Annotated in this window: 23 protein-coding genes and 1 pseudogene; 17 read left to right on the top strand and 7 right to left on the bottom strand. The window is 54.0% G+C overall.

Annotation, left to right across the window (positions count from 1 at the left end; translation table 11 throughout):
• Window positions 1-397: 397 nt before the first annotated feature.
• From arnB to fetB, 10 genes are all read left to right on the top strand, one after another.
• Window positions 398-1,549, top strand: coding sequence for a UDP-4-amino-4-deoxy-L-arabinose aminotransferase (arnB, locus tag ACXKZG_RS16385; protein WP_488875154.1), 1,152 nt, complete (start codon window positions 398-400; stop codon window positions 1,547-1,549).
• On the top strand, window positions 1,539-2,519 hold the full coding sequence (arnC, locus tag ACXKZG_RS16380) for an undecaprenyl-phosphate 4-deoxy-4-formamido-L-arabinose transferase (RefSeq protein ID WP_134823679.1): 981 nt from the start codon (window positions 1,539-1,541) through the stop codon (window positions 2,517-2,519). Before arnB ends, arnC begins: the two co-directional genes overlap by 11 nt.
• Entirely contained in the window at window positions 2,519-4,507 is a 1,989-nt protein-coding gene (gene arnA, locus ACXKZG_RS16375; RefSeq protein WP_471720423.1) for a bifunctional UDP-4-amino-4-deoxy-L-arabinose formyltransferase/UDP-glucuronic acid oxidase ArnA, read from the top strand. Before arnC ends, arnA begins: the two co-directional genes overlap by 1 nt.
• Window positions 4,504-5,397 carry a 4-deoxy-4-formamido-L-arabinose-phosphoundecaprenol deformylase gene (gene arnD / locus ACXKZG_RS16370; RefSeq protein WP_488875153.1) on the top strand — a complete coding sequence of 298 codons (894 nt, stop codon included), beginning with the start codon at window positions 4,504-4,506 and terminating at the stop codon, window positions 5,395-5,397. The genes arnA and arnD overlap by 4 nt, the downstream gene beginning before the upstream one ends.
• A gap of 6 nt (window positions 5,398-5,403) precedes the next feature.
• The gene (gene arnT / locus ACXKZG_RS16365) at window positions 5,404-7,062 is read left to right on the top strand and encodes a lipid IV(A) 4-amino-4-deoxy-L-arabinosyltransferase (RefSeq protein WP_488875152.1); all 1,659 of its coding nucleotides are present in this window, start codon (window positions 5,404-5,406) and stop codon (window positions 7,060-7,062) included.
• Window positions 7,059-7,391, top strand: coding sequence for a 4-amino-4-deoxy-L-arabinose-phosphoundecaprenol flippase subunit ArnE (gene arnE, locus ACXKZG_RS16360; RefSeq protein WP_488875151.1), 333 nt, complete (start codon window positions 7,059-7,061; stop codon window positions 7,389-7,391). Before arnT ends, arnE begins: the two co-directional genes overlap by 4 nt.
• On the top strand, window positions 7,391-7,780 hold the full coding sequence (arnF, locus tag ACXKZG_RS16355; RefSeq protein WP_488875150.1) for a 4-amino-4-deoxy-L-arabinose-phosphoundecaprenol flippase subunit ArnF: 390 nt from the start codon (window positions 7,391-7,393) through the stop codon (window positions 7,778-7,780). Before arnE ends, arnF begins: the two co-directional genes overlap by 1 nt.
• A gap of 13 nt (window positions 7,781-7,793) precedes the next feature.
• Window positions 7,794-8,462: a response regulator gene (locus ACXKZG_RS16350; RefSeq protein ID WP_488875149.1), complete on the top strand. Its 669-nt coding sequence runs from the start codon at window positions 7,794-7,796 to the stop codon at window positions 8,460-8,462.
• A gap of 164 nt (window positions 8,463-8,626) precedes the next feature.
• Window positions 8,627-9,295 (top strand): iron efflux ABC transporter ATP-binding subunit FetA, encoded by a 669-nt coding sequence (fetA, locus tag ACXKZG_RS16345; RefSeq protein WP_013201246.1) that lies wholly within the window; start codon window positions 8,627-8,629, stop codon window positions 9,293-9,295.
• Window positions 9,282-10,040, top strand: coding sequence for an iron efflux ABC transporter permease subunit FetB (fetB, locus tag ACXKZG_RS16340; protein ID WP_013201247.1), 759 nt, complete (start codon window positions 9,282-9,284; stop codon window positions 10,038-10,040). The genes fetA and fetB overlap by 14 nt, the downstream gene beginning before the upstream one ends.
• An 89-nt stretch (window positions 10,041-10,129) precedes the next feature.
• On the opposite strand, the gene ACXKZG_RS16335 is transcribed toward fetB, so the two are convergent.
• The 6 genes from ACXKZG_RS16335 to ACXKZG_RS16310 form a co-directional block, all read right to left on the bottom strand.
• On the bottom strand, window positions 10,130-11,470 hold the full coding sequence (locus tag ACXKZG_RS16335; RefSeq protein WP_346595052.1) for a carbohydrate porin: 1,341 nt from the start codon (window positions 11,468-11,470) through the stop codon (window positions 10,130-10,132).
• A gap of 386 nt (window positions 11,471-11,856) precedes the next feature.
• Window positions 11,857-12,111, bottom strand: a complete 255-nt coding sequence (locus tag ACXKZG_RS16330) for a CsbD family protein (RefSeq protein WP_013201249.1) — start codon at window positions 12,109-12,111, stop codon at window positions 11,857-11,859.
• Window positions 12,112-12,268: 157 nt separating this feature from the next.
• Window positions 12,269-12,427: a DUF2474 domain-containing protein gene (locus ACXKZG_RS16325; protein WP_013201250.1), complete on the bottom strand. Its 159-nt coding sequence runs from the start codon at window positions 12,425-12,427 to the stop codon at window positions 12,269-12,271.
• Between the two features lie 97 nt (window positions 12,428-12,524).
• Window positions 12,525-13,532 (bottom strand): cytochrome d ubiquinol oxidase subunit II, encoded by a 1,008-nt coding sequence (cydB, locus tag ACXKZG_RS16320; protein ID WP_488875148.1) that lies wholly within the window; start codon window positions 13,530-13,532, stop codon window positions 12,525-12,527.
• 1 nt (window position 13,533) lies between these two features.
• Entirely contained in the window at window positions 13,534-14,958 is a 1,425-nt protein-coding gene (locus tag ACXKZG_RS16315; RefSeq protein ID WP_013201252.1) for a cytochrome ubiquinol oxidase subunit I, read from the bottom strand.
• 706 nt (window positions 14,959-15,664) lie between these two features.
• Window positions 15,665-16,177, bottom strand: coding sequence for a GNAT family N-acetyltransferase (locus ACXKZG_RS16310; RefSeq protein WP_134823688.1), 513 nt, complete (start codon window positions 16,175-16,177; stop codon window positions 15,665-15,667).
• Window positions 16,178-16,487: 310 nt separating this feature from the next.
• Between ACXKZG_RS16310 and gntT the strand changes: the two genes are divergently transcribed.
• From gntT to ACXKZG_RS16285, 5 genes and pseudogenes are all read left to right on the top strand, one after another.
• Entirely contained in the window at window positions 16,488-17,804 is a 1,317-nt protein-coding gene (gene gntT, locus ACXKZG_RS16305) for a gluconate transporter (RefSeq protein ID WP_053146165.1), read from the top strand.
• Between the two features lie 169 nt (window positions 17,805-17,973).
• A complete protein-coding gene (gene eptA, locus ACXKZG_RS16300) occupies window positions 17,974-19,608 on the top strand; it encodes a phosphoethanolamine transferase EptA (protein ID WP_488875147.1) in 1,635 nt (544 codons plus the stop codon).
• Between the two features lie 18 nt (window positions 19,609-19,626).
• Window positions 19,627-19,815, top strand: a pseudogene (locus tag ACXKZG_RS16295) (hypothetical protein); the annotation flags it as partial.
• Window positions 19,816-20,192: 377 nt separating this feature from the next.
• Window positions 20,193-21,299, top strand: a complete 1,107-nt coding sequence (locus tag ACXKZG_RS16290; RefSeq protein ID WP_488875146.1) for a hypothetical protein — start codon at window positions 20,193-20,195, stop codon at window positions 21,297-21,299.
• 37 nt (window positions 21,300-21,336) lie between these two features.
• Complete coding sequence (locus ACXKZG_RS16285) at window positions 21,337-21,978, top strand: glutathione S-transferase family protein (RefSeq protein ID WP_013201256.1); 642 nt, start codon at window positions 21,337-21,339, stop codon at window positions 21,976-21,978.
• Window positions 21,979-22,080: 102 nt separating this feature from the next.
• On the opposite strand, the gene ACXKZG_RS16280 is transcribed toward ACXKZG_RS16285, so the two are convergent.
• A complete protein-coding gene (locus ACXKZG_RS16280; protein WP_013201257.1) occupies window positions 22,081-22,326 on the bottom strand; it encodes a hypothetical protein in 246 nt (81 codons plus the stop codon).
• 339 nt (window positions 22,327-22,665) lie between these two features.
• Here ACXKZG_RS16280 and ACXKZG_RS16275 point away from each other — a divergent pair, with 339 nt between their 5' ends.
• Both ACXKZG_RS16275 and pagP read left to right on the top strand, forming a co-directional pair.
• Window positions 22,666-22,749, top strand: coding sequence for a small membrane protein YohP (locus ACXKZG_RS16275; RefSeq protein WP_441316267.1), 84 nt, complete (start codon window positions 22,666-22,668; stop codon window positions 22,747-22,749).
• Window positions 22,750-23,438: 689 nt separating this feature from the next.
• Entirely contained in the window at window positions 23,439-24,011 is a 573-nt protein-coding gene (pagP, locus tag ACXKZG_RS16270; protein WP_428980670.1) for a lipid IV(A) palmitoyltransferase PagP, read from the top strand.
• The last annotated feature ends 149 nt before the right edge of the window (window positions 24,012-24,160 follow it).

The following is a 24,160-nucleotide window of genomic DNA, read 5'->3' as shown; positions in this document are numbered from 1 at the left end:
GGGCAGAAAGATGAAGGCAACCTTAAGTTTTCATTTTTTTCCCGTGCCTGAATTCCCCCCGCTGCCCGCAATTGCCTCGCGAAAGTAAACCCAACCTAAACCCCGCAACTGATTTCCTGACTAAATTCTCACGCCTCGAACAATCTTAATTTTTAGCTAAGGAATCTCCTATATCGTTCAGCAAATGTTGATTAATGGACATTCTGACTCTGATACAGTCATTTTCCACTGTTGCTGAGCGCTTGATAACAACGGGCTTGCCAATGCTATCCGCAGACAGACAGGCGTGGCCTGGTTAAACGACGATTAAATTTCAAGGTATTAGCGTTTGGTTTAGGCGCAGTTGGCGCACGTTCTGCTAAAGTTTTTTAGGGTTATTGTTAAAGGAATTTTACCAATGTCTGAATTTCTCCCTTTTTCTCGCCCGGCGATGGGCGAGGCCGAACTGGCCGCGGTTGGCGAAGTCATGAACTCTGGCTGGATTACGACTGGACCTAAGAATCAGCAGCTGGAACAGGCATTTTGCCAACTGACCGGCAACCAACACGCGATAGCCGTAAGCTCGGCCACCGCCGGGATGCATGTCACCCTGATGGCGCTGGGCATTGGCAGTGGCGATGAAGTGATCACCCCGTCGCTGACCTGGGTGTCCACGCTGAATATGATTGCGCTGCTCGGCGCTGAGCCGGTCATGATTGATATCGATCGCGACAGCCTGATGATTACCCCTGAGCTTATCGAAACGGCGATAACTCCCCGTACCAAAGCCATCGTGCCGGTTCACTATGCCGGTGCGCCGGCGGATATCGATGCCATCCATGCGCTGGGCAAACGCTACGGCATCCCGGTGATTGATGACGCGGCGCATGCGGCAGGCACCTTTTACAAAGGACGCCATGTTGGTAACAGCGGCACGGCGATCTTCTCCTTCCACGCCATTAAAAATATGACCTGCGCCGAAGGTGGCCTGGTCGTCACCGATAACGAAGCGCTGGCCAACCGTATTCGCAGCCTGAAATTCCATGGTCTTGGCGTGGACGCCTTTGACCGCCAGACCCATGGCCGCGCGCCGCAGGCGGAAGTTATCGCGCCCGGCTACAAATACAACCTCGCCGATATCAACGCCGCCATCGCGCTGGTGCAGTTGGCCAAGCTGCCAACGCTGAATGCCCGCCGTCAGGCAATCGCAGAACGTTATCTGAAGGAGTTGGCCGACACGCCTTTCCTGCCGCTGTCGCAACCTGACTACGACCATCAGCACGCCTGGCATCTGTTTATTCTGCGCGTTGATCCCGCCCGTTGCGGCCTGAGCCGCGACCAGCTGATGCAGGAACTGAAGGATCGCCAGATTGGCACCGGCCTGCATTTCCGCGCGGCGCATACGCAGAAATATTACCGGGACCGTTTCCCTGAACTGTCGCTGCCCGAAACAGAATGGAACTCCGAGCGCATTTGTTCAATTCCGCTGTTCCCAACGATGACCGATGACGATGTCAGCCGGGTTATTGCCGCGCTGCATGAAATTGCTGAGAAACACCATGACCGCTGATCAACCCATTAACAAAGTCTCCGTCGTAATCCCGGTCTATAACGAGCAGGACAGTCTGCCGGAGCTGATCCGGCGCACCTCTGAAGCCTGCTCCCAGCTGTCAATGGAGTGGGAAATCCTGCTGGTGGACGACGGCAGTAGCGACCGTTCACCGGAGATGCTGACCGCCGCGGCGGAAGCACCGGGCAGCCATGTTGTCGCGGTGCTGCTTAACCGTAATTACGGCCAGCATTCGGCGATCATGGCCGGTTTCAACCACGTCAGCGGGGATTTAATTATCACCCTGGACGCCGATCTGCAGAACCCACCGGAAGAGATCCCGCGGCTGGTGGCGAAAGCGCAGGAAGGCTACGACGTGGTCGGCACCGTGCGGCAAAATCGCCAGGACAGCTGGTTCCGTAAACGCGCGTCCCGGCTGATCAACAACCTTATTCAACGCACCACCGGTAAGGCGATGGGCGATTACGGCTGCATGCTGCGCGCCTACCGCCGTCACATCATTGACGCGATGCTCAACTGCCACGAGCGCAGCACCTTTATTCCCATTCTGGCCAACACCTTTGCCCGTCGGGCGATTGAAATTCCGGTGCTGCACGCCGAGCGTGAATTTGGTGATTCCAAATACAGCCTGATGAAGCTGATCAATCTGATGTATGACCTCGTCACCTGCCTGACCACCACGCCGCTGCGGATGCTCAGCGTGTTTGGCAGCCTGATCGCGCTGGCCGGCTTTGCATTGTCACTGTTACTGATTGTTTTACGTCTCTTCTTTGGCCCGGAGTGGTCCGGAGACGGGGTGTTTATGCTGTTTGCCGTGCTGTTTATTTTTATCGGTGCGCAGTTTGTCGGTATGGGGCTGTTAGGGGAATACATCGGACGTATCTACAACGATGTCCGTGCCCGTCCACGCTATTTTATCCAGCGCGTAGTTAACTCCTCCGCGCCTGTCCGCTCTGAGGAAGACCAATAATGAAAGCTGTCGTTTTTGCCTATCACGATATGGGTTGCATTGGGATCAATGCGCTGGTGAATGCCGGTTATGAAATTGAAGCGATTTTTACCCACGCCGATTCATCTAACGAGAACCACTTTTTTGCCTCCGTTGCCCGTACCGCCGCAGAGCAGGGGATCCCGGTGTATGCGCCCGAGGATGTCAACCATCCGCTGTGGGTTGACCGCATCAGAACCATGGCGCCGGAGGTCATTTTCTCTTTCTATTACCGTAACTTGCTAAGCGATCAATTGTTAAGCATCGCGACCAAAGGCGCGTTTAACCTGCACGGTTCTCTGCTGCCAAAATACCGTGGCCGCGCGCCGCTGAACTGGGCGCTGGTCAACGGTGAAACGGAAACCGGCGTGACGCTGCACCGTATGGTGGCCCGTGCCGATGCCGGCGCCATTATTGCGCAGGATAAAGTCAGCATTTCGGCCGACGATAATGCGCTGACACTGCACCGCAAACTGAATGCCGCCGCTGAACATCTGCTGGCGGACTGCCTGCCAGCGCTGAGAAATGGTCAGATCAGCGAACGTGCTCAGGACAATACGCAGGCTACCGTGGTGGGACGCCGTACGCCGGACGATGGCCGTATCGACTGGTCGCAACCGGCGGAAGTGGTCAACAACCTGGTGCGTGCGGTGACCGATCCGTGGCCGGGTGCGTTTGGCTACGTTGGCGCGGCCAAATTCATTATCTGGAAAGGCAAAGTGCGTCACGATCTGCCTGCCGCCAAAGCCGGAACCGTACTGTCAGTGAATCCGCTGGTGGTGGCCTGTGGTGAAGGTGCGCTGGAAGTGATGACCGGACAGAGCGAAAACGGCGTTTACATGCAGGGCTCGCAGCTGGCACAAACTCTGGGTCTGGTAAACCAGGCGCTGTTGACCAACAAACCGGTTTCGGCAGTGAAACGCCGCACGCGCGTGCTGATCCTCGGCGTTAACGGCTTTATTGGTAACCACCTGACCGAGCGCCTGTTGCAGGACGATAACTTCGATATTTTCGGCCTGGATATTGGCTCCGATGCCATCAGCCGCTTTATCGGCCATCCGCGCTTCCAGTTCGTCGAAGGGGATATCAGCATCCATTCGGAGTGGATTGAATACCACATCAAAAAATGCGACGTGATCCTGCCGCTGGTGGCCATCGCCACGCCGATTGAGTACACGCGTAATCCGTTACGGGTTTTTGAGCTCGATTTCGAAGAGAACCTGAAGATCATCCGCGACTGCGTTAAGTACAAAAAACGCATTATCTTCCCGTCCACCTCTGAAGTGTACGGCATGTGTGATGACCCGAACTTCGATGAAGACACCTCGAATCTGGTGGTGGGGCCGATCAACAAACAGCGCTGGATCTACTCGGTTTCCAAGCAGCTATTGGATCGCGTGCTGTGGGCCTATGGCGACAAAGAAGGGCTGCGCTTCACCCTGTTCCGTCCGTTTAACTGGATGGGCCCGCGCCTGGATAACCTGAACGCCGCGCGCATTGGCAGTTCCAGGGCGATCACCCAACTGATCCTCAATCTGGTGGAAGGATCGCCGATCAAACTGATGGACGGCGGTAAGCAGAAGCGCTGCTTCACCGATATCAGTGATGGCGTTGAGGCGCTGTTCCGCATTATTGAAAACAAAGACAATAACTGCGACGGACAGATCATCAACATTGGTAACCCGGATAACGAAGCAAGCATCAAAGAGCTGGCGGAACAGCTGCTGGCCAGCTTTGAGCGCCATCCACTGCGCGATCGTTTCCCGCCGTTTGCCGGTTTCCGCGACGTGGAAAGCAGCAGCTACTACGGCAAAGGCTATCAGGACGTTGAGCACCGCAAGCCGGCAATCCGTAACGCCCGTCGCCTGCTGGGCTGGACGCCGGAAGTGACCATGGATAAAACCATCGATGCCACGCTGGACTTCTTCCTGAGAACGGTCGAACTGGACGTGCCGGAAGAGAAAAAATGAGGAAAGTCGGCCTTCGAATAGATGTCGATACCTGGCGGGGCACGCGGGATGGCGTGCCAAAGCTGCTGGAAATCCTCAGTTTGCATCGCACTCAGGCCACTTTTTTCTTCAGCGTTGGACCCGACAACATGGGGCGCCACCTGTGGCGCCTGCTGAAGCCCAGGTTTCTGTGGAAGATGCTGAGATCGAACGCCGCCTCGCTGTATGGCTGGGATATTCTGCTGGCGGGCACCGCCTGGCCGGGCCGTCAGATCGGACGCGGGCTGGCGGAGATCGTCAGCGCCGCCAGCGATCACCACGAAGTCGGCCTGCATGCCTGGGATCACTTTGCCTGGCAAACCTGGGCGGGCGTCTGGCCTGCGGCACAGCTCACGCAGCAAATCCGTCTGGGAAAGGATGCGCTGGCGGTGATTACCGAACAGCCGGTGACCTGTTCAGCGGTCGCCGGATGGCGCGCTGACCAACGGGTGGTGAATGCGAAGGAGCCGTTCCAGTTTCATTACAACAGCGACTGCCGGGGAACCACGCCGTTTCGTCCGCTGTTAAGTGATGGCACTGCCGGTACGGTGCAGATCCCGGTGACCCTGCCCACCTGGGATGAGGTGGTCGGCTCCACGGTGAGCAAAGAAGACTTCAATGCGTTCATTATCGATCGGATTAAGCAGGATCAGGGCACACCCGTTTATACCATCCATGCGGAAGTGGAGGGGATCGTAATGAGCACCCTGTTCAGCGATCTGCTGACGCTGGCCGCCCAGGAGGGGATTCAGTTTTGCCCGCTGAGTGAGCTCTTACCTGACGATCTTAACAGCCTGCCAACAGGAAAAATTGTTCGGGGTAGCCTCCCCGGTCGTGAAGGATGGCTGGGATGCCAGCAATTAACCGAGTAATTTTTTATGACTATGACGAGAAAGGGCTTTCTCCTTCTGGCGTTATTTGCCGTGTATTACCTGGTCCCACTGGAATTTCGGGCGTTATGGCAGCCTGATGAGACCCGCTATGCGGAGATCAGCCGTGAAATGTTGGTCAGCGGTAACTGGGTGGTGCCGCACTTCTTTGATTTACGCTATTTCGAAAAGCCAATTGCCGGTTACTGGATCAACAACCTCAGTCAGCTGATTTTTGGTCATAACAATTTTGCCGTGCGTTTTGGTTCCGTTTTCTCCATTACCCTGACCGCGCTGATGGTCACCTGGCTGGCGTTCCGCCTGTGGCGCGATCGTGCTACGGCGATGGTCTCTGGCGTCATTTTCCTTACCTGTCTGTTGGTGTACGGCATCGGCACCTATGCGGTGCTGGATCCGATGATCACCTTGTGGCTGGTCGCCGCCATGTGCAGCTACTGGCTGGCAACGGAAGCGACGACCACCGGCAAAAAAGTGCTGAGCTGGCTGCTGCTCGGGTTTGCCTGCGGCATGGGCTTTATGACCAAGGGCTTCCTGGCGCTGGCGGTGCCGGTGATTGCCATTCTGCCCTGGGCGATTCATCAGCGTCGCTTCAAAGCGTTGCTGTGCTTTGGTCCACTGGCCATCGTCGGTGCGGCGTTAATCAGTGCGCCCTGGGCGATGGCTATCGCCAAAAGCGAACCGGACTTCTGGCACTATTTCTTCTGGGTGGAACATATCCAGCGCTTTGCCGAAGCCAACGCGCAGCATAAAGCGCCGTTCTGGTATTACCTGCCGGTACTGGTTATGGGCTGCGTGCCCTGGCTGGCCCTGTTGCCGTCTGCCTTACGTTCAGGCTGGCAGGATCGCCAGAGTAGCCGCGGCAGCCTGTATTTGCTGAGCTGGGTGGTGATGCCGCTGCTGTTCTTCAGCATCGCCAAAGGCAAGCTGCCAACCTATATCCTGCCATGCTTTGCGCCGCTGGCGATCCTGATGGCGCGTCAGGCGATGAGCATGATGTCAGGCAACGGCCAGGCGTTAAAAATCAATGGCTGGATAAATCTGGCGTTTGGTCTGGTGCTGACGGTCGCCGTGCTCGGTTTCCTGGCACCGTGGGGGCTGGCGAAGCATCCGGTTTACGGTCATCACGAAGTGATCAAAGTGCTGCTGGCCGCTGCGGCCTTCGCATTCTGGGCGTTGTGCGGTGGGTTAACGCTGAAAGCGCCACAGGCACGCTGGGGTCTGGCCGCGCTGTGCCCGCTGGTGCTGGCGCTGGTGATCGGCCAGGCGATCCCGTCAGGCGTGATGGATGCCAAACAGCCTCAGCAATTTATCCGGGCGATCAAAAGCGATATTGCCGGCAGCCGTTATCTGCTGGCGAATAACCCCGGCATTGCTTCTGGCCTGGCGTGGGAGATGCAACGCAGCGATATCACTCTGTACGATCAGCCGGGCGAAGTGCAGTACGGGCTGAGCTACCCGGACGCGCGCGATAAGTTTGTCAGCGGAGCCGACTTCCCGGCCTGGCTGGCAGCGCATCGCCGCATGGGCGATGTGACGCTGGTGCTGTCGCTGTCCCGCAATCAGGATCCGGACAAAGAGCTGCCCAAAGCCGATTTCAGTTACCGGCAGGGCCGGTTAGCCCTGTTCCGTTACGGTCAGACGCCATGAGTCTGCTGCTGATCCTGCTGGCCAGCCTGCTGAGTTGCGGCGGGCAACTGTGCCAGAAGCAGGCTGCGCATCATGGTTTGCAAAAGGGGAAAGGCCACCTGCTGATCTGGCTGGGGTTAAGCGTGCTGCTGCTGGGCGTGGCGATGGTGATCTGGCTGGTGGTGCTGCAAAGCGTGCCGGTCGGGGTGGCGTATCCGATGCTGAGCCTGAACTTTATCTTTGTGGTGCTGGCGGCACGCGGGTTGTGGAAAGAACCCGTTCCTTTCCGCCACTGGCTGGGCATCGGCTTGATTGTGGCGGGTGTGGTGGTGATGGGAGCCTATACCTGATGGGCATTTTATGGGCACTGTGCAGCGTCCTGCTGGTCAGCGGGGCGCAGCTGTTATTGCGCTGGTCAATGATGTCTCTGCCTTCAGTGGGCGAGCCATCAGCCTTTTTTAGCGCCTTGCTGAGCTGGCCCTTCGCCGCCTCCGCGTTGTTCGCCGGGCTGGCGGCCTATGCCTGCTCCATGCTGTGCTGGCTGCTGGCGCTGCGACGCATCGCCCTGAGTAAAGCTTACCCGCTGCTCAGCCTGAGTTACGTGCTGGTGTGGGCGGCAGCGCTGATTTTGCCTGCCTTCAATGAAGTCTTTCAGTGGGGAAAACTGGCAGGCGTGGCGCTGATTTTTAGCGGGTTACTGTTGATATGCTGGCCAAGGGACGCAGTCGATTCACACTGACGGGAAGAACAGCATGCGAATATTGCTGGTAGAAGATGACGCCATAATGGGTGAAGCGGTTGTTGAAGCGCTAAAAGAAGCCCGCTACGCGGTGGACTGGGTGCGCAGCGGCACCGAGGCTATCGCCACGCTTGCGATCCCACGTTATGACCTGGTGCTGCTGGATTTGCGGCTGCCAGGCAACGATTGCTTTAGCGTAATCAGTAGCTTGCGCGATAAAGGCAATATGCTGCCGCTGCTGATTATCACCGCCCGCGACGCGCTGGAAGACCGGCTGCGCGGGCTTGACGCGGGCGCGGATGACTTCGTGATCGCACCGTTCGACATGACAGCGTGGCTGGCAAGAATACGCGCGGTCATGCGGCGTAAAGAAGGCCACTGTGGCCCGGTGCTGAGTAACGGCATTATCCGGCTCGATCCCGCCAGCCATGAGGCCTGCGACGTGGAAAAGGGCGAGGTTTACCGGCTCTCCAACCGTGAGTTTGCCTTGCTGCAGGCGCTGTTGATCCGCCCGGGGACGTTGCTGTCGCGCAGCGAACTGGAGGAGAAGATTTACGGCTGGGGTGAAGAGATTGAGAGCAACGCAGTGGAATTTTTTATTCATGCGTTGCGTAAGAAATTCGGCACGAAAGCGATCAAGAACGTCCGGGGCGTGGGATGGAAGGTATCAGGAAATGCCTGAAGGCGCTGGTGACGACCCTCGGCCGATCCCGCCTGAGCGATAATGGCGTTCAGCCAGGGCCATAGCGGTGCGTTTGCGGGCGGCGTAAACGATAAAAAGGCGAAAATTTATCGCCTTATCACGTTATTATCCTGGGGTTAAATTTCACATCAGGTTGACTCATTATGTCGCGAACTTCTCTCCTGCTGGACGTGCAGGACGTTAGCTATGTGCAGGATGGCACCACGTTGTTGGCCCCCGTCTCGCTACAGCTGAATCAAGGTGAATTTGTGCTGCTGACCGGGCCCTCCGGCAGCGGCAAAAGCACGCTACTCAAAATCATCGCTTCCCTGCTCGAACCCACCACCGGCGATATTCAGTTTAAGGGCCGCAGCATTAACGAACTTAAGCCGGAAAGCTATCGTCAGCAGGTCTCTTACTGCTTCCAGACCCCGGCGCTGTTTGGCGACACGGTGTATGACAATCTTGCGTTGCCGTGGCAAATCCGCCAGAAAAAGGTCGACAGCGAAAAGCTGAAAGACTGGCTGAAAAAGGTCAATCTGCCGGTGGAGATGCTGACCAAAAAAACCGAACAGCTCTCCGGCGGAGAAAAGCAGCGGGTCGCGTTACTGCGCAATCTGCAATTCCTGCCGGATGTGCTGCTGCTGGATGAAATCACCAGCGCACTGGATGAGGAAAATAAGCAGGCGATTAATCAGCTTGTTGCCGGGCTGGTGAAAGATAAGGGCGTGGCGGTGATGTGGATTAGCCATGACACCACCGAGATCAATCAGGCGCAACGCGTGGTGACGCTTCAGCCACCGGTCAGGAAGGGCACAGATGAATCAGCATAATATTAGCAACGAATCCCTCGGCCTGGCGCTGATTCTGGTGCTGATTGCGCTGCTGGTCAGTAAGAAAGAGAAGCTCGGGCTGGAGAAAGACATTGTCTGGAGTATCGCCCGGGCGATCGTTCAGCTGATTATTGTCGGATACGTTCTCAAGTATATTTTCGACCTCAACAACCGCTGGCTGACGGTATTGATGGTGCTGTTTATCTGTGTCAATGCGGCCCTCAACGCCCGTAAACGCAGCCGCAATATTGGCAATGCCTTTATGCTCTCCTTTATCGCCATTACCGTCAGCACCACGTTGACGCTGGTGATCCTGGTGTTAAGTGGCTCGATTGAGTTTATGCCGATGCAGGTGATCCCGATTTCAGGGATGATTGCCGGTAATGCGATGGTGGCGGTGGGGCTCTGTTACAGCAATCTGAACCAGCGCTTTACCGACAACCGGCAGAAAATCCAGGAGATGTTGAGCCTGGGCGCGTCAATCAAAACCGCGTCGGGAAGGCTTATCCGCGACAGCATTCGTGCGGCGATGATCCCAACGGTTGATGCGGCTAAAACCGTGGGGCTGGTCAGCTTGCCGGGCATGATGTCCGGGCTGATTTTTGCCGGTATCGATCCGGTTAAAGCGATCAAATACCAGATCATGGTGACCTTTATGCTGCTGGGGACGGCCAGCATCTCCACGATTATTGCGGGCTATCTCGCCTACCGCCGCTTTTACACAGCACGCGCACAGCTACGCTAGTCAGGGCTGATGTTTGCGGGTGAGTTATGTCGATGTTGATGCAGGGATGAAGAGCAGGCGGATCGAACGATCCGCCTGACGCGCGAGGATCAGAAGTTGATATTGGCGCTGATACCGCCAACGAAGGCATTTTTCACTTCACTGACCGCACCTGGAGAAGCCACGTACTGCAGGTTTGGACGCAGTTTCAGCCAGTTGGTGACCTGAGCGTTGTAATAGATCTCATAGTTATATTCGGATCCACTCTGGATCGGCAGGTAAGTTGGGTTGTCGTAATCGTTAACCCCGTTTTCCTGGTTGGTTTTGCGCAGCATATTGCCGTAATCATTGTTGACGTGAATACGCGCGGCACCGACCCCGATCTCATCTTTCGGACGGGCATCAAACGGTCCTTTCCAGACGAAGGAGACGGACTGATAGTTGTCGGTCTTAGAGGTTTTCTGGTCGTTCATTACGGCCTGAACCGTCACGCCTAAACCGCGCGTGTTGTCGCCTTCCATCGCGGTCAGCTGTTGTTGTAACAGCAGGTAGCCGCCGTAAGAGTGGTTGTCTTCGCCGTACTGTCCCTCGTTGTAGCTGCTGTAGTTATCGCCGCGTACCGAGGAGTAGTACATCCCGACGCGGTAATTACCCGGCAATTTGTCGGCGCCCAGCGCCGGTTTCCAGCCCAATTCCACCGGCACCATATTCCCCAGCGTTGGGCTGGTATCGAGGCGGAAACCGTTACCGGTATCGTAGTTCGACGGCGTCTGATTATAGAAACCCACCTGGAAGAACAGCTCTGGCGTGAAGTTAAACTTCACGCGTCCGCCCCACTGGGAGACCGGCCAGTTATACCAGCGGTCGCCACGCCAGTTACCCGCCTGGCCGCTACCAAACGCCAGGTTCTGGAAGTTGCTGTCAAAGGAGTCGAAGTCCTCACCAACCGTGACCCGTCCCGCTTTCACTTCTACCGCATGATCAAAGAAGCCTTTATTCAACCAGAACTGCGTCAGGCGCCAGGTTTGTCCTCGTCCCCACACTTCCTGCACTGAGGAAAGGCCACCCGAACGCGGATCGTTAATATATTGCGTTAAGTCCTGACCGTTACGGCTGGTGATAGTCGTCTGGAACTGGGTGTCATTCCAGTTCAGCAGTTTTTCCAGATCCAGGGTGGTCCCGAACGCCCACTGGTCGGTATAACGCGCGCTGGTTGACTGGTTATAGCCGCCGGAGAAATTACTGGCGGATTCCATGGTGTAATTCACCTGGAAATCCACACCGTCATTTTTCAGCTGGGTGCGGGAACCCTCCCAGTCACCAAATGCGTAGGGAGAATCCATACTGAGCGGCGCGAAATCTGCCAGTGCAGATCCTGACGCCAACATCAGTCCTAAACCACAGAACGCCACCGATCTTTTTAACGTGGTTTTTGGTTGCTTGCTTTTCATGTGAAACACCTTCTTTCTTATAGTGATAGCGCTGTCCAAAAGGTTATTTATTGGACAGGGTGCGTCGCGGCCACGCTGCTTTGTTAAGCATTTTCTCCTGCTCAGGGGATCTGTTCAGGGGGGACGTGCTGACATAAGCCGGGAATGACGGCCTTAACAGACGGAATGAAAGCATTAATTGGCGGGAAAGGTGTTCTAATTAGTGCTGAAATTATTAGCCTGGTAGTAATGAGTTATAGAAGTTTTAATCGGATCACAATTTAGCCATCGCGACAGCCGTAACGACAGGGAAAAGCGGGGCAGGAAGGGGAATAGCGGGCAGAAAAAAAGGCCGAAAATGTCGGCCTTTTATTTTCAGAGCGTCGCGAGGCGACGCTGCGGGCTGATTAGCGGCGACCAAAAATCTTCGCGGCCAGGAAGCCCACGCCAGCGGCAATCGCCAGCGAGACAAACGGGGCGTCCTGCGTCTTGGTTTTTACGCAATCCAGGGCGTCGTCAACGGCATAAGAGGCTTTAGCTGCGCCCTGGCGCACACGGCCTTTGAACTCATGCTCGGGAGAATCGACAGCTTTACCAAATTGCTCCTGACCTTTACCCAGCGCTTCGTCAGCTTTGTCTGATGCTTTATCTAATAAACTCATACTGTCTCCTTCTTGATGGCATGATTTCCTCATGAACGTTAAAAGCTTAGACCATCCTGCGCCTTATGCCGCCTCGGTTATGTGACTATTTATGACTTCTGTAAAGAAAAAGGGCCGACAAATGTCGGCCCTTCGCAAATAACTGGCAATCAGAGGTTCAATGTGACTTCATGCCAGCAGCGGTCATCATCACGCGGAACAGCATCGCCACCACGCCAAGTGCCATTACGCTACCCGCGTAAATGGCAACCATCCACAGTACGCGTTTCCACGCTCGCGGTTTGACCGCCTGCTGTGTGTGTTGTGCTTCAATCATCATCGTGTCTCCAAAATATCCCGCAGTATGCCGGGTGCCGGTGGCTTAACTGCCCGCCTGCACCCGGCTCTGTTGTGGTTATCAGATTGCCGTTAAATCAATGGTAGCCTTCGTCTGCTTTGATTTTCCCACGGAACACGTAGTAGCTCCAGAAGGTGTAAACCAGGATCACCGGGATGATCAGCAGGCCACCGACCAGCATAAAGCCAAGGCTCTGCGGCGGTGAGGCCGCCTGCCAGATGGTGATGGACGGCGGAATAATGTTCGGCCAGATGCTGATGCCGAGGCCGGTAAAGCCCAGGAACACCAGCGCCAGCGTCAGCAGGAACGGCGAGTAGTGAGCATGGCGCTTCAGGGAACGCAACAGTCCCCACGAAGCCAGCAGCACCAGCACCGGGACCGGCAGGAACCAGAACAGGTTCGGCAGGGTAAACCAGCGCTGCATGATGTTGGCATGCTCCAGCGGTGTCCAGATGCTGACCACGGCGATGATCGCCAGCAGCGCCAGCAACATCGGCTTAGCCAGTGCCGTCATCTTCCGGTGCAGCTCGCTCTCGGTCTTCATGATCAGCCAGGTGCTGCCCAGCAGTGCATACGCCACAACCAGACCCAGACCGCAGAACAGTGAGAACGGCGTCAGCCAACCCAGTTCCGGGCCGCTGTAAGCACGGTTGGTCACGCTGAAACCGTTGATGATCGCGCCCAGCGCCACACCCTGACTGAAGGTGGCCAGATAAGAGCCGACGATAAACGACTTATCCCAGAACGGACGGTGCTCTTCAGTGGCTTTAAAGCGGAATTCAAACGCCACGCCACGGAAGATCAGACCAATCAGCATGGCGGTCAGCGGCACGGACAGTGCGTCAATGATCACCGCGTAAGCCAGCGGGAAGGCACCGTAAAGTGCTGCACCGCCCAGCACCAGCCAGGTTTCGTTACCATCCCACACCGGTGCGACGGTGTTAACCATCATGTCGCGCTCGGTGGCGTCCTTATTGAACGGGAACAGGATGCCGATACCCAGGTCGAAACCATCCATCACGATATACATCAGGGTCGAGAAGACGATGATGGTGAACCAGATTACAGGAAGATCGATACCCACGTTATTTCCCCTCTTCCGGCGAATTTAATTTTTCCTGCACGGCTGACAGCGGACGTGAAGGGGTGTGATGGGTACCCGGACCGCCGTCTGGCGTGTGGTCACCTTCACCCGGTTGCGGGCCTTTCTTGATCAGGTTGAACAGGTAGGTATAACCCACGCCGAACACCGACATATAGACCACGATAAAGGCAATCAGGCTGATGCTCATATGCAGATCGCCATGGGCAGATACCGCATCTTTGGTGCGCAGCAGACCGTAAACCACCCACGGCTGACGGCCGATTTCAGTGGTGAACCAACCCGCCAACAGTGCAATCAGACCTGATGGACCCATCGCCAGTGCAAACCACAGGAACGGACGAGAGGTGTAAAGACGGTTACGGAAACGCAGCCACAGGCTGGCGAAGCCAAGGAACACCATCAGCATGCCCAGACCGGCCATCACGCGGAACGACCAGAAGATGATGGTCGAGTTAGGACGATCTTCTTTCGGGAATGACTTCAGCGCAGGCACTTGCTTGTGCAGGCTGTGGGTCAGGATCAGGCTGCCCAGATACGGAATTTCAACCGCATACTTGGTTCTTTCCTGTTCCATGTCGGGAATACCGAACAGCACCAACGGCGTTGGCTCACCCGGTGGGTTTTCCCAGTGACCTTCAATCGCGGCAATCTTCGCCGGCTGATGCTCAAGGGTGTTCAGACCGTGGGCATCGCCCAGCATCGCCTGAATTGGCGAAACGATCAGCGCCATCCACATGGCCATCGACAGCATTTTACGGATTGCCGGCGTGTCGTTTTTACGCAGCAGGTGCCACGCCGCAGAAGCGCCAACAAAGAAGGCGCTGGCGAGGAACGCCGCGGTGGACATATGCAGCAAGCGGAACGGGAAGGACGGGTTAAAGACAATCTTGAACCAGTCAACCGGGACCACAATGCCGTTCTGAATGGCATAACCCTGCGGGGTCTGCATCCAGCTGTTCGAGGCGAGGATCCAGAAGGTCGAGATCAGGGTGCCCAACGCCACCATACAGGTAGCGAAGAAGTGCAGGCCCGGACCCACGCGGTTCCAGCCGAACAGCATCACGCCCAGGAAGCCCGCTTCGAGGAAGAACGCGGTAAGCACTTCGTAAGTCAGCAGCGGACCGGTCACACTGCCGGCAAACTGCGAGAAGCCGCTCCAGTTGGTGCCGAACTGATACGCCATGACCAGGCCGGACACCACGCCCATGCCAAAGTTAACGGCGAAGATTTTTGACCAGAAATGGTACAGGTCGCGATAATCCGGGTTTTTGGTTTTCAACCATAGCCCTTCCAACACCGCCAGGAAACTGGCGAGGCCGATAGTGATGGCCGGGAAGAGGATATGGAAGGAAACGGTAAACCCGAACTGTATCCTTGCCAGGTGGAACGCATCTAATCCAAACATTGCTTACCTCGATCTAACATAATAAAAAACTGCCTTTCTTTTTTATTTACCGACATTTAACAAGCGGGCTACATTCTGCCGCCGCTAAACGGGTATTTCATCGAAGGATTGATCCTGAGACCAAATCAGGTGAAGGAGTAGCTACAGTAATAGGAAATCTGCCTATAACAGCGCGGATCTTTGCGATGAATTGTTTCATCATCAGGTTAAAATATTTTGACGCGCTGTTAAATAAGAGTAGCCGAATGATGCCGCAATGTAAGAATACTGTGTCTTTCGGGCCGGAAGGGCTTTTTGCAGCCGCCGTCGGGGAGAGGGAAGGGCGACGTATTGTAAAAAAGCGCGCGACTTTTAATTATGTATGAGCGCGTTGCTATAACTTTTTAGAGATTCAATTCCTCGAACAAGCGCACAAATGGGAAATTAATCAGAAAAAACATCACTCCGAAAAGGGGTATGTTATTTTATTGTTATTTTAAAGGGTGTTTGAAATTAAATATTCACCCGCCGAATGTTATCAACAATGGTCAGGTTTCCCTGCGTCATCACTTGGTATGAAAAACCGTGTAAATGTTAAACCTTAATTTCTTATTTTGATTCACATAGAATCATTTTGTTACGTTTATCCCTTACGAAAAACGCGTTTTCTTGTTTTGGGTCAAAATGTGGTCAGCCGTTGTGTGACTCCACAAACGGCCGACCCTGCCTAAGACAACCGCTTGATCATGATATACACCACGCTTTGCTGACTGGGGCTGGTAAACAGCTCTTCCCTTAAAAAGGTAAATCCCTGGCGTTGGTAGAATTGCATGGCGCCGGGATTCTCCTTCAATACTTCCAGCCAGTAGTAAGCTTTCTGTTTTTGCCGACAAAGCGCTTCAATGTGCGCGAAAACGCCTGCGCCATAACCCTTCCCGGTGTGTTCCGGCAAGATATAAATCTTATTGAGGTAAGCGCCGTCAGGCTGGTTTTCTGCCACCGGCAAGGCCCAGTTCACCAGACAGACGCCGACTGCTTCCCCAGCCACTTCTATCCAGAACCAGTCAGTATCGGGTTTTTGCAGGCTACGGGTGATCGATTCAATGGAGAACTGGCTTTGGACAAACGCATCCATCTCCGCAGGGTTATGCCACAGACTGGCGAAGTGGTGGTAGTAGCTACGCGTGCCAACCGATGAGAGTTGCTCTGCATCCGGGAGGGTGGCGTGATGAAGTTTCATATCTGGCGATCCTTTGCATACGACGAGGAAAAACAGATTAACAGCAACGGCATAGCGTAACTATGCGCAAAGTAAGTGGAAAAATCCCCTCGAAGCGCCATGTGTCAAAAGTTTGATCTTCATCTCAAAATGTAAATTTCCCGCTGCCGGAGCATATCAGCGTTGGGATGTTACCGTTAACATGTTCCCGGTAACACCTCGTGAGTTATGCCTGATTACCCTGACACTGATACCCGTCACGCCCTGAGCAAGGCGGGAAAAATTAATGTGACCCTGATGACGCATCCGGGCCACACACCGGAGAATATTTATGCCATTAGTCATCGTTGCGATTGGCGTAGTGCTGTTACTGCTGCTGATGATCCGCTTGAAATTGAATGGATTCATTGCCCTGATCCTGGTCGCACTGGCGGTCGGCGTGATGCAGGGAATGCCTGTTAACAAAGTGATTGGTTCGATCAAAGCTGGCGTCGGCGGCACGCTGGGCAGCCTGGCACTGATTATGGGCTTCGGCGCGATGCTCGGCAAACTGCTGGCGGACTGTGGCGGTGCGCAGCGCATTGCCACCACGCTGATTGCCAAATTTGGCACCAAACACATTCAATGGGCGGTGGTGCTGACCGGGTTTACCGTCGGCTTCGCGCTGTTCTATGAAGTGGGCTTTGTGCTGCTGTTGCCGCTGGTGCTGACCATCGCGGCTTCTGCGCGCGTACCTTTACTCTACGTTGGCGTGCCGATGGCGGCGGCGCTGTCCGTCACCCATGGCTTCCTGCCTCCGCACCCGGGCCCAACGGCTATCGCCACGTTGTTCCACGCGGATATGGGGAAAACGCTGCTGTTCGGTACGCTGTTGGGGATCCCTACGGTAATCCTGGCGGGCCCCGTCTACACCCGTTTCCTGAAGAGCATTGATAAGCCAATCCCGGAAGGTCTGTATAACAAGAAAACCTTCACCGAAGCCGAGATGCCAGGGTTTGGCGTCAGCGTCTGGACCGCGTTAGTCCCGGTGGTGCTGATGGCGTTGCGTGCAGTTGCTGAGATGGTGTTGCCAAAAGGGCATCCGCTGCTGGCCTATGCCGAGTTCTTTGGTGACCCAATCATGGCAACGCTGATTGCGGTGTTAATTGCGATCTTCACCTTTGGGCTGAACCGCGGCCGCACCATGGATGAAGTGATGCAGACGCTGACCGACTCAATCAAAATCATCGCCATGATGCTGTTGATTATCGGCGGTGGCGGGGCCTTCAAGCAGGTGCTGGTCGACAGTGGCGTGGATAAATACATCGCCGGCATGATGGAAGGCAGTACCATCTCGCCAATCCTGATGGCCTGGTCGATTGCCGCCGCGCTGCGTATTGCGCTGGGCTCTGCAACCGTTGCGGCGATTACTGCCGGTGGCATTGTCGCCCCGATTATCGCCACCACCGGCGTCAGCCCTGAGCTGATGGTGATTGCGGTTGGTTCCGGTAGCGTGATCTTCTCGCACGTTAACGATCCCGGCTTCTGGCTGTTCAAAGAGTATTTCAACCTGACTATCGGCGAAACCATTCGTGCGTGGTCCGGCCTGGAAACGGTGATTTCGCTGTGCGGCTTAATCGGCTGCCTGCTGTTGCAGAACGTGGTGTAAGCTTGCTGGCCTGCCTGTAAGGGCAGGCCTTTGCCCCCATTCGCCAGACCATATAACGTTTTTGTCGTGAGTCTCAGGTCCAGAAAATTAAAATGCTTAAGGTTGTCCTAATCTTAAAAATGTCATACTGCTGCAATAATTTCTGACGTTCACCGGACCTGCTTTGTTTATGTCACTGTCATCGATTCTGAAACGGCCCACGCTCAGTCGGGTTGCCTTCCTGATATTGTTTTCCGTTTATATCGCCGTATTCCTCAATATTGCCTATTACCGGCAGGTGCTGGCCAACCTGCCGCTGACCTCATTCCATAATGTGTTGGTCTTTTTATCGATGCCGGTGGTGGCATTTAGCGTGATTAATATCCTGCTAACCATTGCCTCTTTTATATGGCTCGACCGCATTCTTATTGCCATTTTTATTCTGGTCTCAGCATCAGCCCAATATTTCATTATGAATTTCGGGATTATCATCGATCGTTCAATGATCACCAATATGCTGGACACCACGCCTTCCGAGACGCTGGCGTTAGTGACCCCGCAACTGTTATTCGCCATCCTGGTCCTTGGCCTGTTGATGGTGATTGTGGCGTTTTGGATAAAAATCAAAAAAACGCAGCCGGTGTGGAAGAGCTTGGTTTTTCGTCTGGCTAGCCTGGTGGTCTCAGTGGCGTTGATTGCCCTCGTTGCCACCTTCTTTTATAAAGATTACGCCTCGTTATTCCGTAACGATAAAGAGCTGGTGAAATCGCTATCGCCTTCCAACAGCATCGTCGCGTCCTATTCTTATTACTCTCACCACAAGCTGGATAATCTGCCATTGGTGAAAATAGGCGAAGATGCGAAACAAAATCCAAAAATGCTGGCCGGCCCGAAGAAGACCCTGACCATTTTGGTGCTCGGTGAAACCTCGCGTGCCGATAATTTCTCGTTATCTGGCTACGGCCGTGATACCAACCCGTTGCTGGCGAAAGATAACGTCTTCTATTTCCCTCATACGACGTCATGTGGCACCGCCACCGCGGTTTCCGTGCCGTGCATGTTCTCGAATATGCCCAGAGCCCATTACGATGAAGAACTGGCCAGTCATCAGGAAGGCCTGTTGGATGTGATTCAGCGTGCGGGAATTAACGTCTTGTGGAAAGAAAATGATGGCGGCTGCAAAGGGGCTTGCGATCGTGTTCCCCATGAAGATGTCACCAGCCTGGATTTACCCGGCATGTGCATTGAGGGTGAGTGCCACGATGAGATCCTGTTTAATAAGCTCGAGGATTATATTAAAAATCTGAAAGGCAACGGCGTCATTGTGCTGCACACCATCGGTAGCCATGGCCCGACCTACTATCATCGTTATCCTGCCAGCTTCCGTAAGTTCACGCCAACCTGTGATACGAACGAGATCCAGACCTGCAGCAGCGAGCAGCTGGTAAATACCTATGACAACACCATTCTGTATATCGATTATATTGTCGATAAAGCCATCACGGTGTTGAAGCAGAACGATGCGAATTTCACTACCAGCCTGGTCTATCTGTCCGACCACGGCGAGTCGCTGGGTGAAAGTGGCGTCTATCTGCACGGTATGCCGTATGCCATTGCGCCGGTTCAACAAAAGCATGTGCCGATGCTGATCTGGCTGTCGGAAGATTACAAAAAACGCTTTGGTATTAATGAGACCTGTCTGAAGAAAGAGGCGGCGAACAACAACTATTCTCAGGATAATCTGTTCTCCACCCTGCTGGGGCTCACGGGGACCGAGACCAAAGAATATGTGCCGTCTGATGACATTCTTGCAAGCTGCCGCTGATTGAGGGAGTGAGCGTTGATGAAAGCGATCGTCTTTGCTTATCATGACATGGGCTGCGCCGGACTGAAGGCGCTGATCGAGGCCGGGATTGAGGTTCTGGCGGTCTTCACCCATCCAGACGCGGTGGGAGAAAATCACTTCTACGGCTCGGTGGCGCTGGCTGCAGAGCAACAGGGCATTGCGGTGTATACGCCCGAGGATGTCAATCTGGCTGCGTCATTCAGCCATACAATGGCCTTAACCAGCGGCCAGGTTTTATCGCTAGCTCGCTGAAATCGTTATCAGTTGGAGCCGTTTATCGGCTCCTTTTATTCGCGAATCCCGCCCTGCACCCGGTAATCTCATCCAAGGCTGTTGCCAAAAAACACCTTTGCTAAGTATACTATCACCTTGATAGTATTTAATTTTTTGACTAAAGCCAAATTTCGACCGGCAATAAAAATAACAAACGACCTTAAGTCGATTTGCCCCATTTTCGGCGCAGGCCACCCAACACCTTTCTCAAACGCCTTCTGCGTTACACGGTTAATTATCCTTTTTATTAAACAGGTCTGTGGGCAATTGCCTTTGGGGATGTATGCAGTATGGAAAATGAACAGATTCAGGTGCCGACGCTCCCCGAGCTGCCGCTTAAGGGGATCCCGCAGGAAATACTGCGGTTAGGAAAACGCCTGGCGGACACCAAATATCAGATCGATATGCTCGGGAAAACAGGCTGGGGAGAACTGACGGCCAACCTTCACGGCCTTGAAGCCAGCGGTGAATGGGACGGGCCGGATGATGCCCTGACCTTTTTCAGCAAAATTTTTCCCTTCGCCAGGCTGCCGGCGGAAACCGAACCGCTGGGCATTTTCCGCGTGCCGACGGAGCGGGTCATTGGGCGCAGCTGGCGCTGGTGGCCAGAGCATTTGAGCGCCACCAGTGAAACAAAACTCCTTGAGCACCTGGACGGTCCGATGGCTGCGGAGAGTACCTCATGGTATTTCCTGCCTTCACTTGGGCTGCTGCTGGCTGCACAGGGCCAAAGCCGGGTGAACTATTGTCGTCTGCGGCATATCCCCTTTATCACCGCACGGGTGAGTAATCTGAACTATCCTCCGGCCGACCGTTTCCGTCTTTATCACGTCACCAAAGGCCAGACGCGGCAGAGTTGGGTGGTGTTTAACGACCGTTATCTTCAACCGGTTCAATGGCCGCGCATCACCCTGCCAGCATTAACCACCTATGGTGTGCACAGCGGCAGTTGGCCAGTGACATTTCCGCCGGTCGAGCGTATTTTCGATGCGCTGTATCATCCGCAACCCGCGGAAGACTTTATTGCGCCTTGTGTCGATCTGAATGCGGTTAAAGAGGCGATTGAAGCGGAAAAACTGGCGGAAAAAGCGGCCAAAAAACCGGTGAAAATGGCGCTCAGCGATATGGATATCACCAATATCTGGCCAGTCAGCCTGACGCTGTCGTTCTTCTTTATCCTGTCGCTAGTGGTGGCGGGGCTTACCGCGGGTGAAGGGATTACCGGCTGTATCAGCCTGCTGGTCTGTGGCATGGCCGGAAGCCTGTTACTGTTCCTTGCCACGCCGGTGTTTCTGGTGAGCAAACGCTTACGAAGAAATTATGATAATGATGAATCGGATGATGAGCCAGCGGAAGAGTCGCTGCAAAAGGCGGAGGCGCAAACTCCCGCGGGCTGAGGACCAAACCTGTTTTTAACGGCATAAGGATAACGTCATGCTGAAAGTCTGGGGCAGAAAAACCTCTTCCAACGTGCAGGCGGTGATGTGGTGCATTGCTGAGTTGGGATTACCCTGTGAACGGGTGGATATTGGCCATAAGTACGGTGGCAACGACACGGCTGAATTCCTGGCCATGAACCCGAATGGCACCGTACCGGTGATCCGTGATGGGGAAGGGGAGCCGCTATGGGAAACCGGCGCTATCCTGCGTTATCTCGCCAATCGTTATGCTGACAGGACGTTCTGGCCAGCGGATATTGCACAACGCGCGGCAGTGGATAAGTGGGCCGAGTGGGCCAAGATCAACGTGGCCCACAGCTTTACTGCTCCCCTGTTCTGGCGAGTGGTCAGAACGGCGGAAAAAGATCGCGATTATCCGGCCATTGCGGCAGCGCTGTCAGTGTTGAATAGCAAACTGGCAATTGCCGAGGCGCAGTTAAACCAACATGCCTATCTGGCGGGAAATGAACTGACGCTGGCCGATATTCAGTTTGGCCATCTGCTGTTCCGTTATTTCGATATTGAACTCGCCCGCACGCCATTTCCGGCCGTCGAGGCGTATTATCAGCGCCTGCAGCTGCGGCCCGCTTTTGTCGAGCACGTGATGGTTTCCTATGAGGATTTGCGGGTAACCTGAGTGAATGCACGGCCTGAGGAAAGGGCAGACAATCAGCACGCCGCGATTGTCCGCAAAACAAAAGGGCCCTGAGATAAGGGCCCTTAATCAATCACGCCACCGCTAATGCGGCTGAACAAAGCCTGCTTTTACCATCTCATCTCTGAATGCATTGGCAATCACCCGGTTTCCGCCGGTAACGGGATAAATCACGTTATTCACCACGTCGTCCAGGTAATGTTCATTAAACTCCTGGAGGGTGAGCTGCGACCCGCCTTCATCATTGATGGCAATCGATCCTTTAATATGATTGCCGTTGTGTTTGGCCTTCAGGCTATAACGGCCCATGCTGCTATTAATTGTGCTCATAAGATCTCCTTGTTAACGTCATGAAAAAGTCATAGCAAGTGAGTCCATAGCAAATGACACTCATCAGTTTAGTCCCACCGCGCAGTGACATCCTGGTGAGAAAGGTAAAGAAAACGCAGAGCGTGACCGCCATCGCGAAAAAAATCGGGTAGGGGATTTTAACGTTAATTATTTAGCTAACGTTATGACAATAAAGCATTAATTTGGTATCTGGACGCTAAGTGTCTGAACGGGCTTTATTCGCTGGCGTGAGGCGCCGATTGCGCAAAGGAAAAAATCTTCTTCTATACTCAAGCCACTACATCGTAGTGACTTTTTACTGTGGCTGAGGAAAATGGAATGAAGCTAATACTCTGGATTATTGCGATTATTTTTATTGTTGGTTTATTGACCATCACAGGCGTGTTCAAAATTCTGTTCTAAGACTCAGGTGGCAGTGGAGTCCTGCGCGCTGTCACCTCTTCACTTTGTAAAAGGGCGCTTCTGAAAGAAAGATCCTTCAGGCTGATCGGCTTTTTACAGGTTGCACAACGTGCGCCATGATGTTGACCGAACCGATCTCCTCGGGTGGTAAAGACTATCTTCACCTCACCACATTTATTGCAGCGAATTCTCATCAGCTCTCACCTCCTTGCTTTAAGCGTCCTCTGAGTCTACCAAAAAAAATCCGCACATTGATAAATTATACTTATCAGTAAACTCAGGTGATATTCACCGGTAACAAATTGATTAATAAGGATGACCTTAGAGTATGTAGGTGATTATTTCACGTTTGACGATTAAGGATTTTTCTTAGGGCGGGATTTAATTTTGCTTACAGGGGATTCTTAGCAGGAGCAACTGAGCGGGTTTCGTTCATGACGGTAAGCAGAGGACTACGCTTGCCTGGGATTCATCCTGGAGAAAGCGTGGCAAGGCATTGTTAAAATAGCCTTCAGAAGAAATTGAGCCAGATGCCCGTTAGCTGCATAAAAATAAAGCAGGTACATTCAGCAAGCGTTTAAGCGGCATCGGTATAATGGCTATTTTTACGACGGAACGACATTTGGATTGCTTCTGATTGCCGTTAGTAACAGCGTCTTTTCAACACCATGTGAACGGTAGATCATTCAGTGAAGTCACTAAAACTCCCCCTTTTCTTGCTGGCCCTGTCCAGTCTGTGTTTTGCCCCTTTTGCCGGGGCGATCACCCTGGCGACCGGTATCTCAAATACCTGGACGGCGTTTACTGACAACGTCAGCGAAACCTGGAACACCCCTGATAACTACGATGTGTATCTTCCCGCTGTCACCTGGCATAACCGACTGACCTACGACAGTGATAAAACCGACCGATACAATGAACGTCCCTGGGGAGCAGGTGGCGGGATTTCCCATTACGATGAGAAAGGGAACTGGAACGGCCTCTATCTAATGGCGTTTAAGGACTCCTATAATAAATGGGAACCGATCGGCGGTTACGGCTGGGAAAAGACCTGGCGACCGTTGAACGATCAGGATTTTCACCTCGGTTTAGGCTACACCGCAGGGGTGACGGCGCGTGATAACTGGAAGTACATTCCCATCCCTTTAGTGCTGCCCTTAGCATCAATAGGTTACAGCAAGGCGACTTTCCAGATGACTTATATACCAGGCACTTACAATAACGGAAACGTTTACTTTGCCTGGTTCCGCTGGCAGTTTTAGCTGCGGGAAGCGTGGCGAAAGTATGACGTATCTTCAAAAAAGGCGATATTTATCACTTTTTCGCGGTGGGTGACTGGACAAAAGCCTCGGCAATTGCTGTACTAACCACCGACACAGTTTAGTGTCCATTTTTCATGTAAAGGTAATAT

The organism is Erwinia sp. 2186 (assembly GCF_057812255.1).
This window is presented reverse-complemented; position numbering and strand designations above follow the sequence as displayed.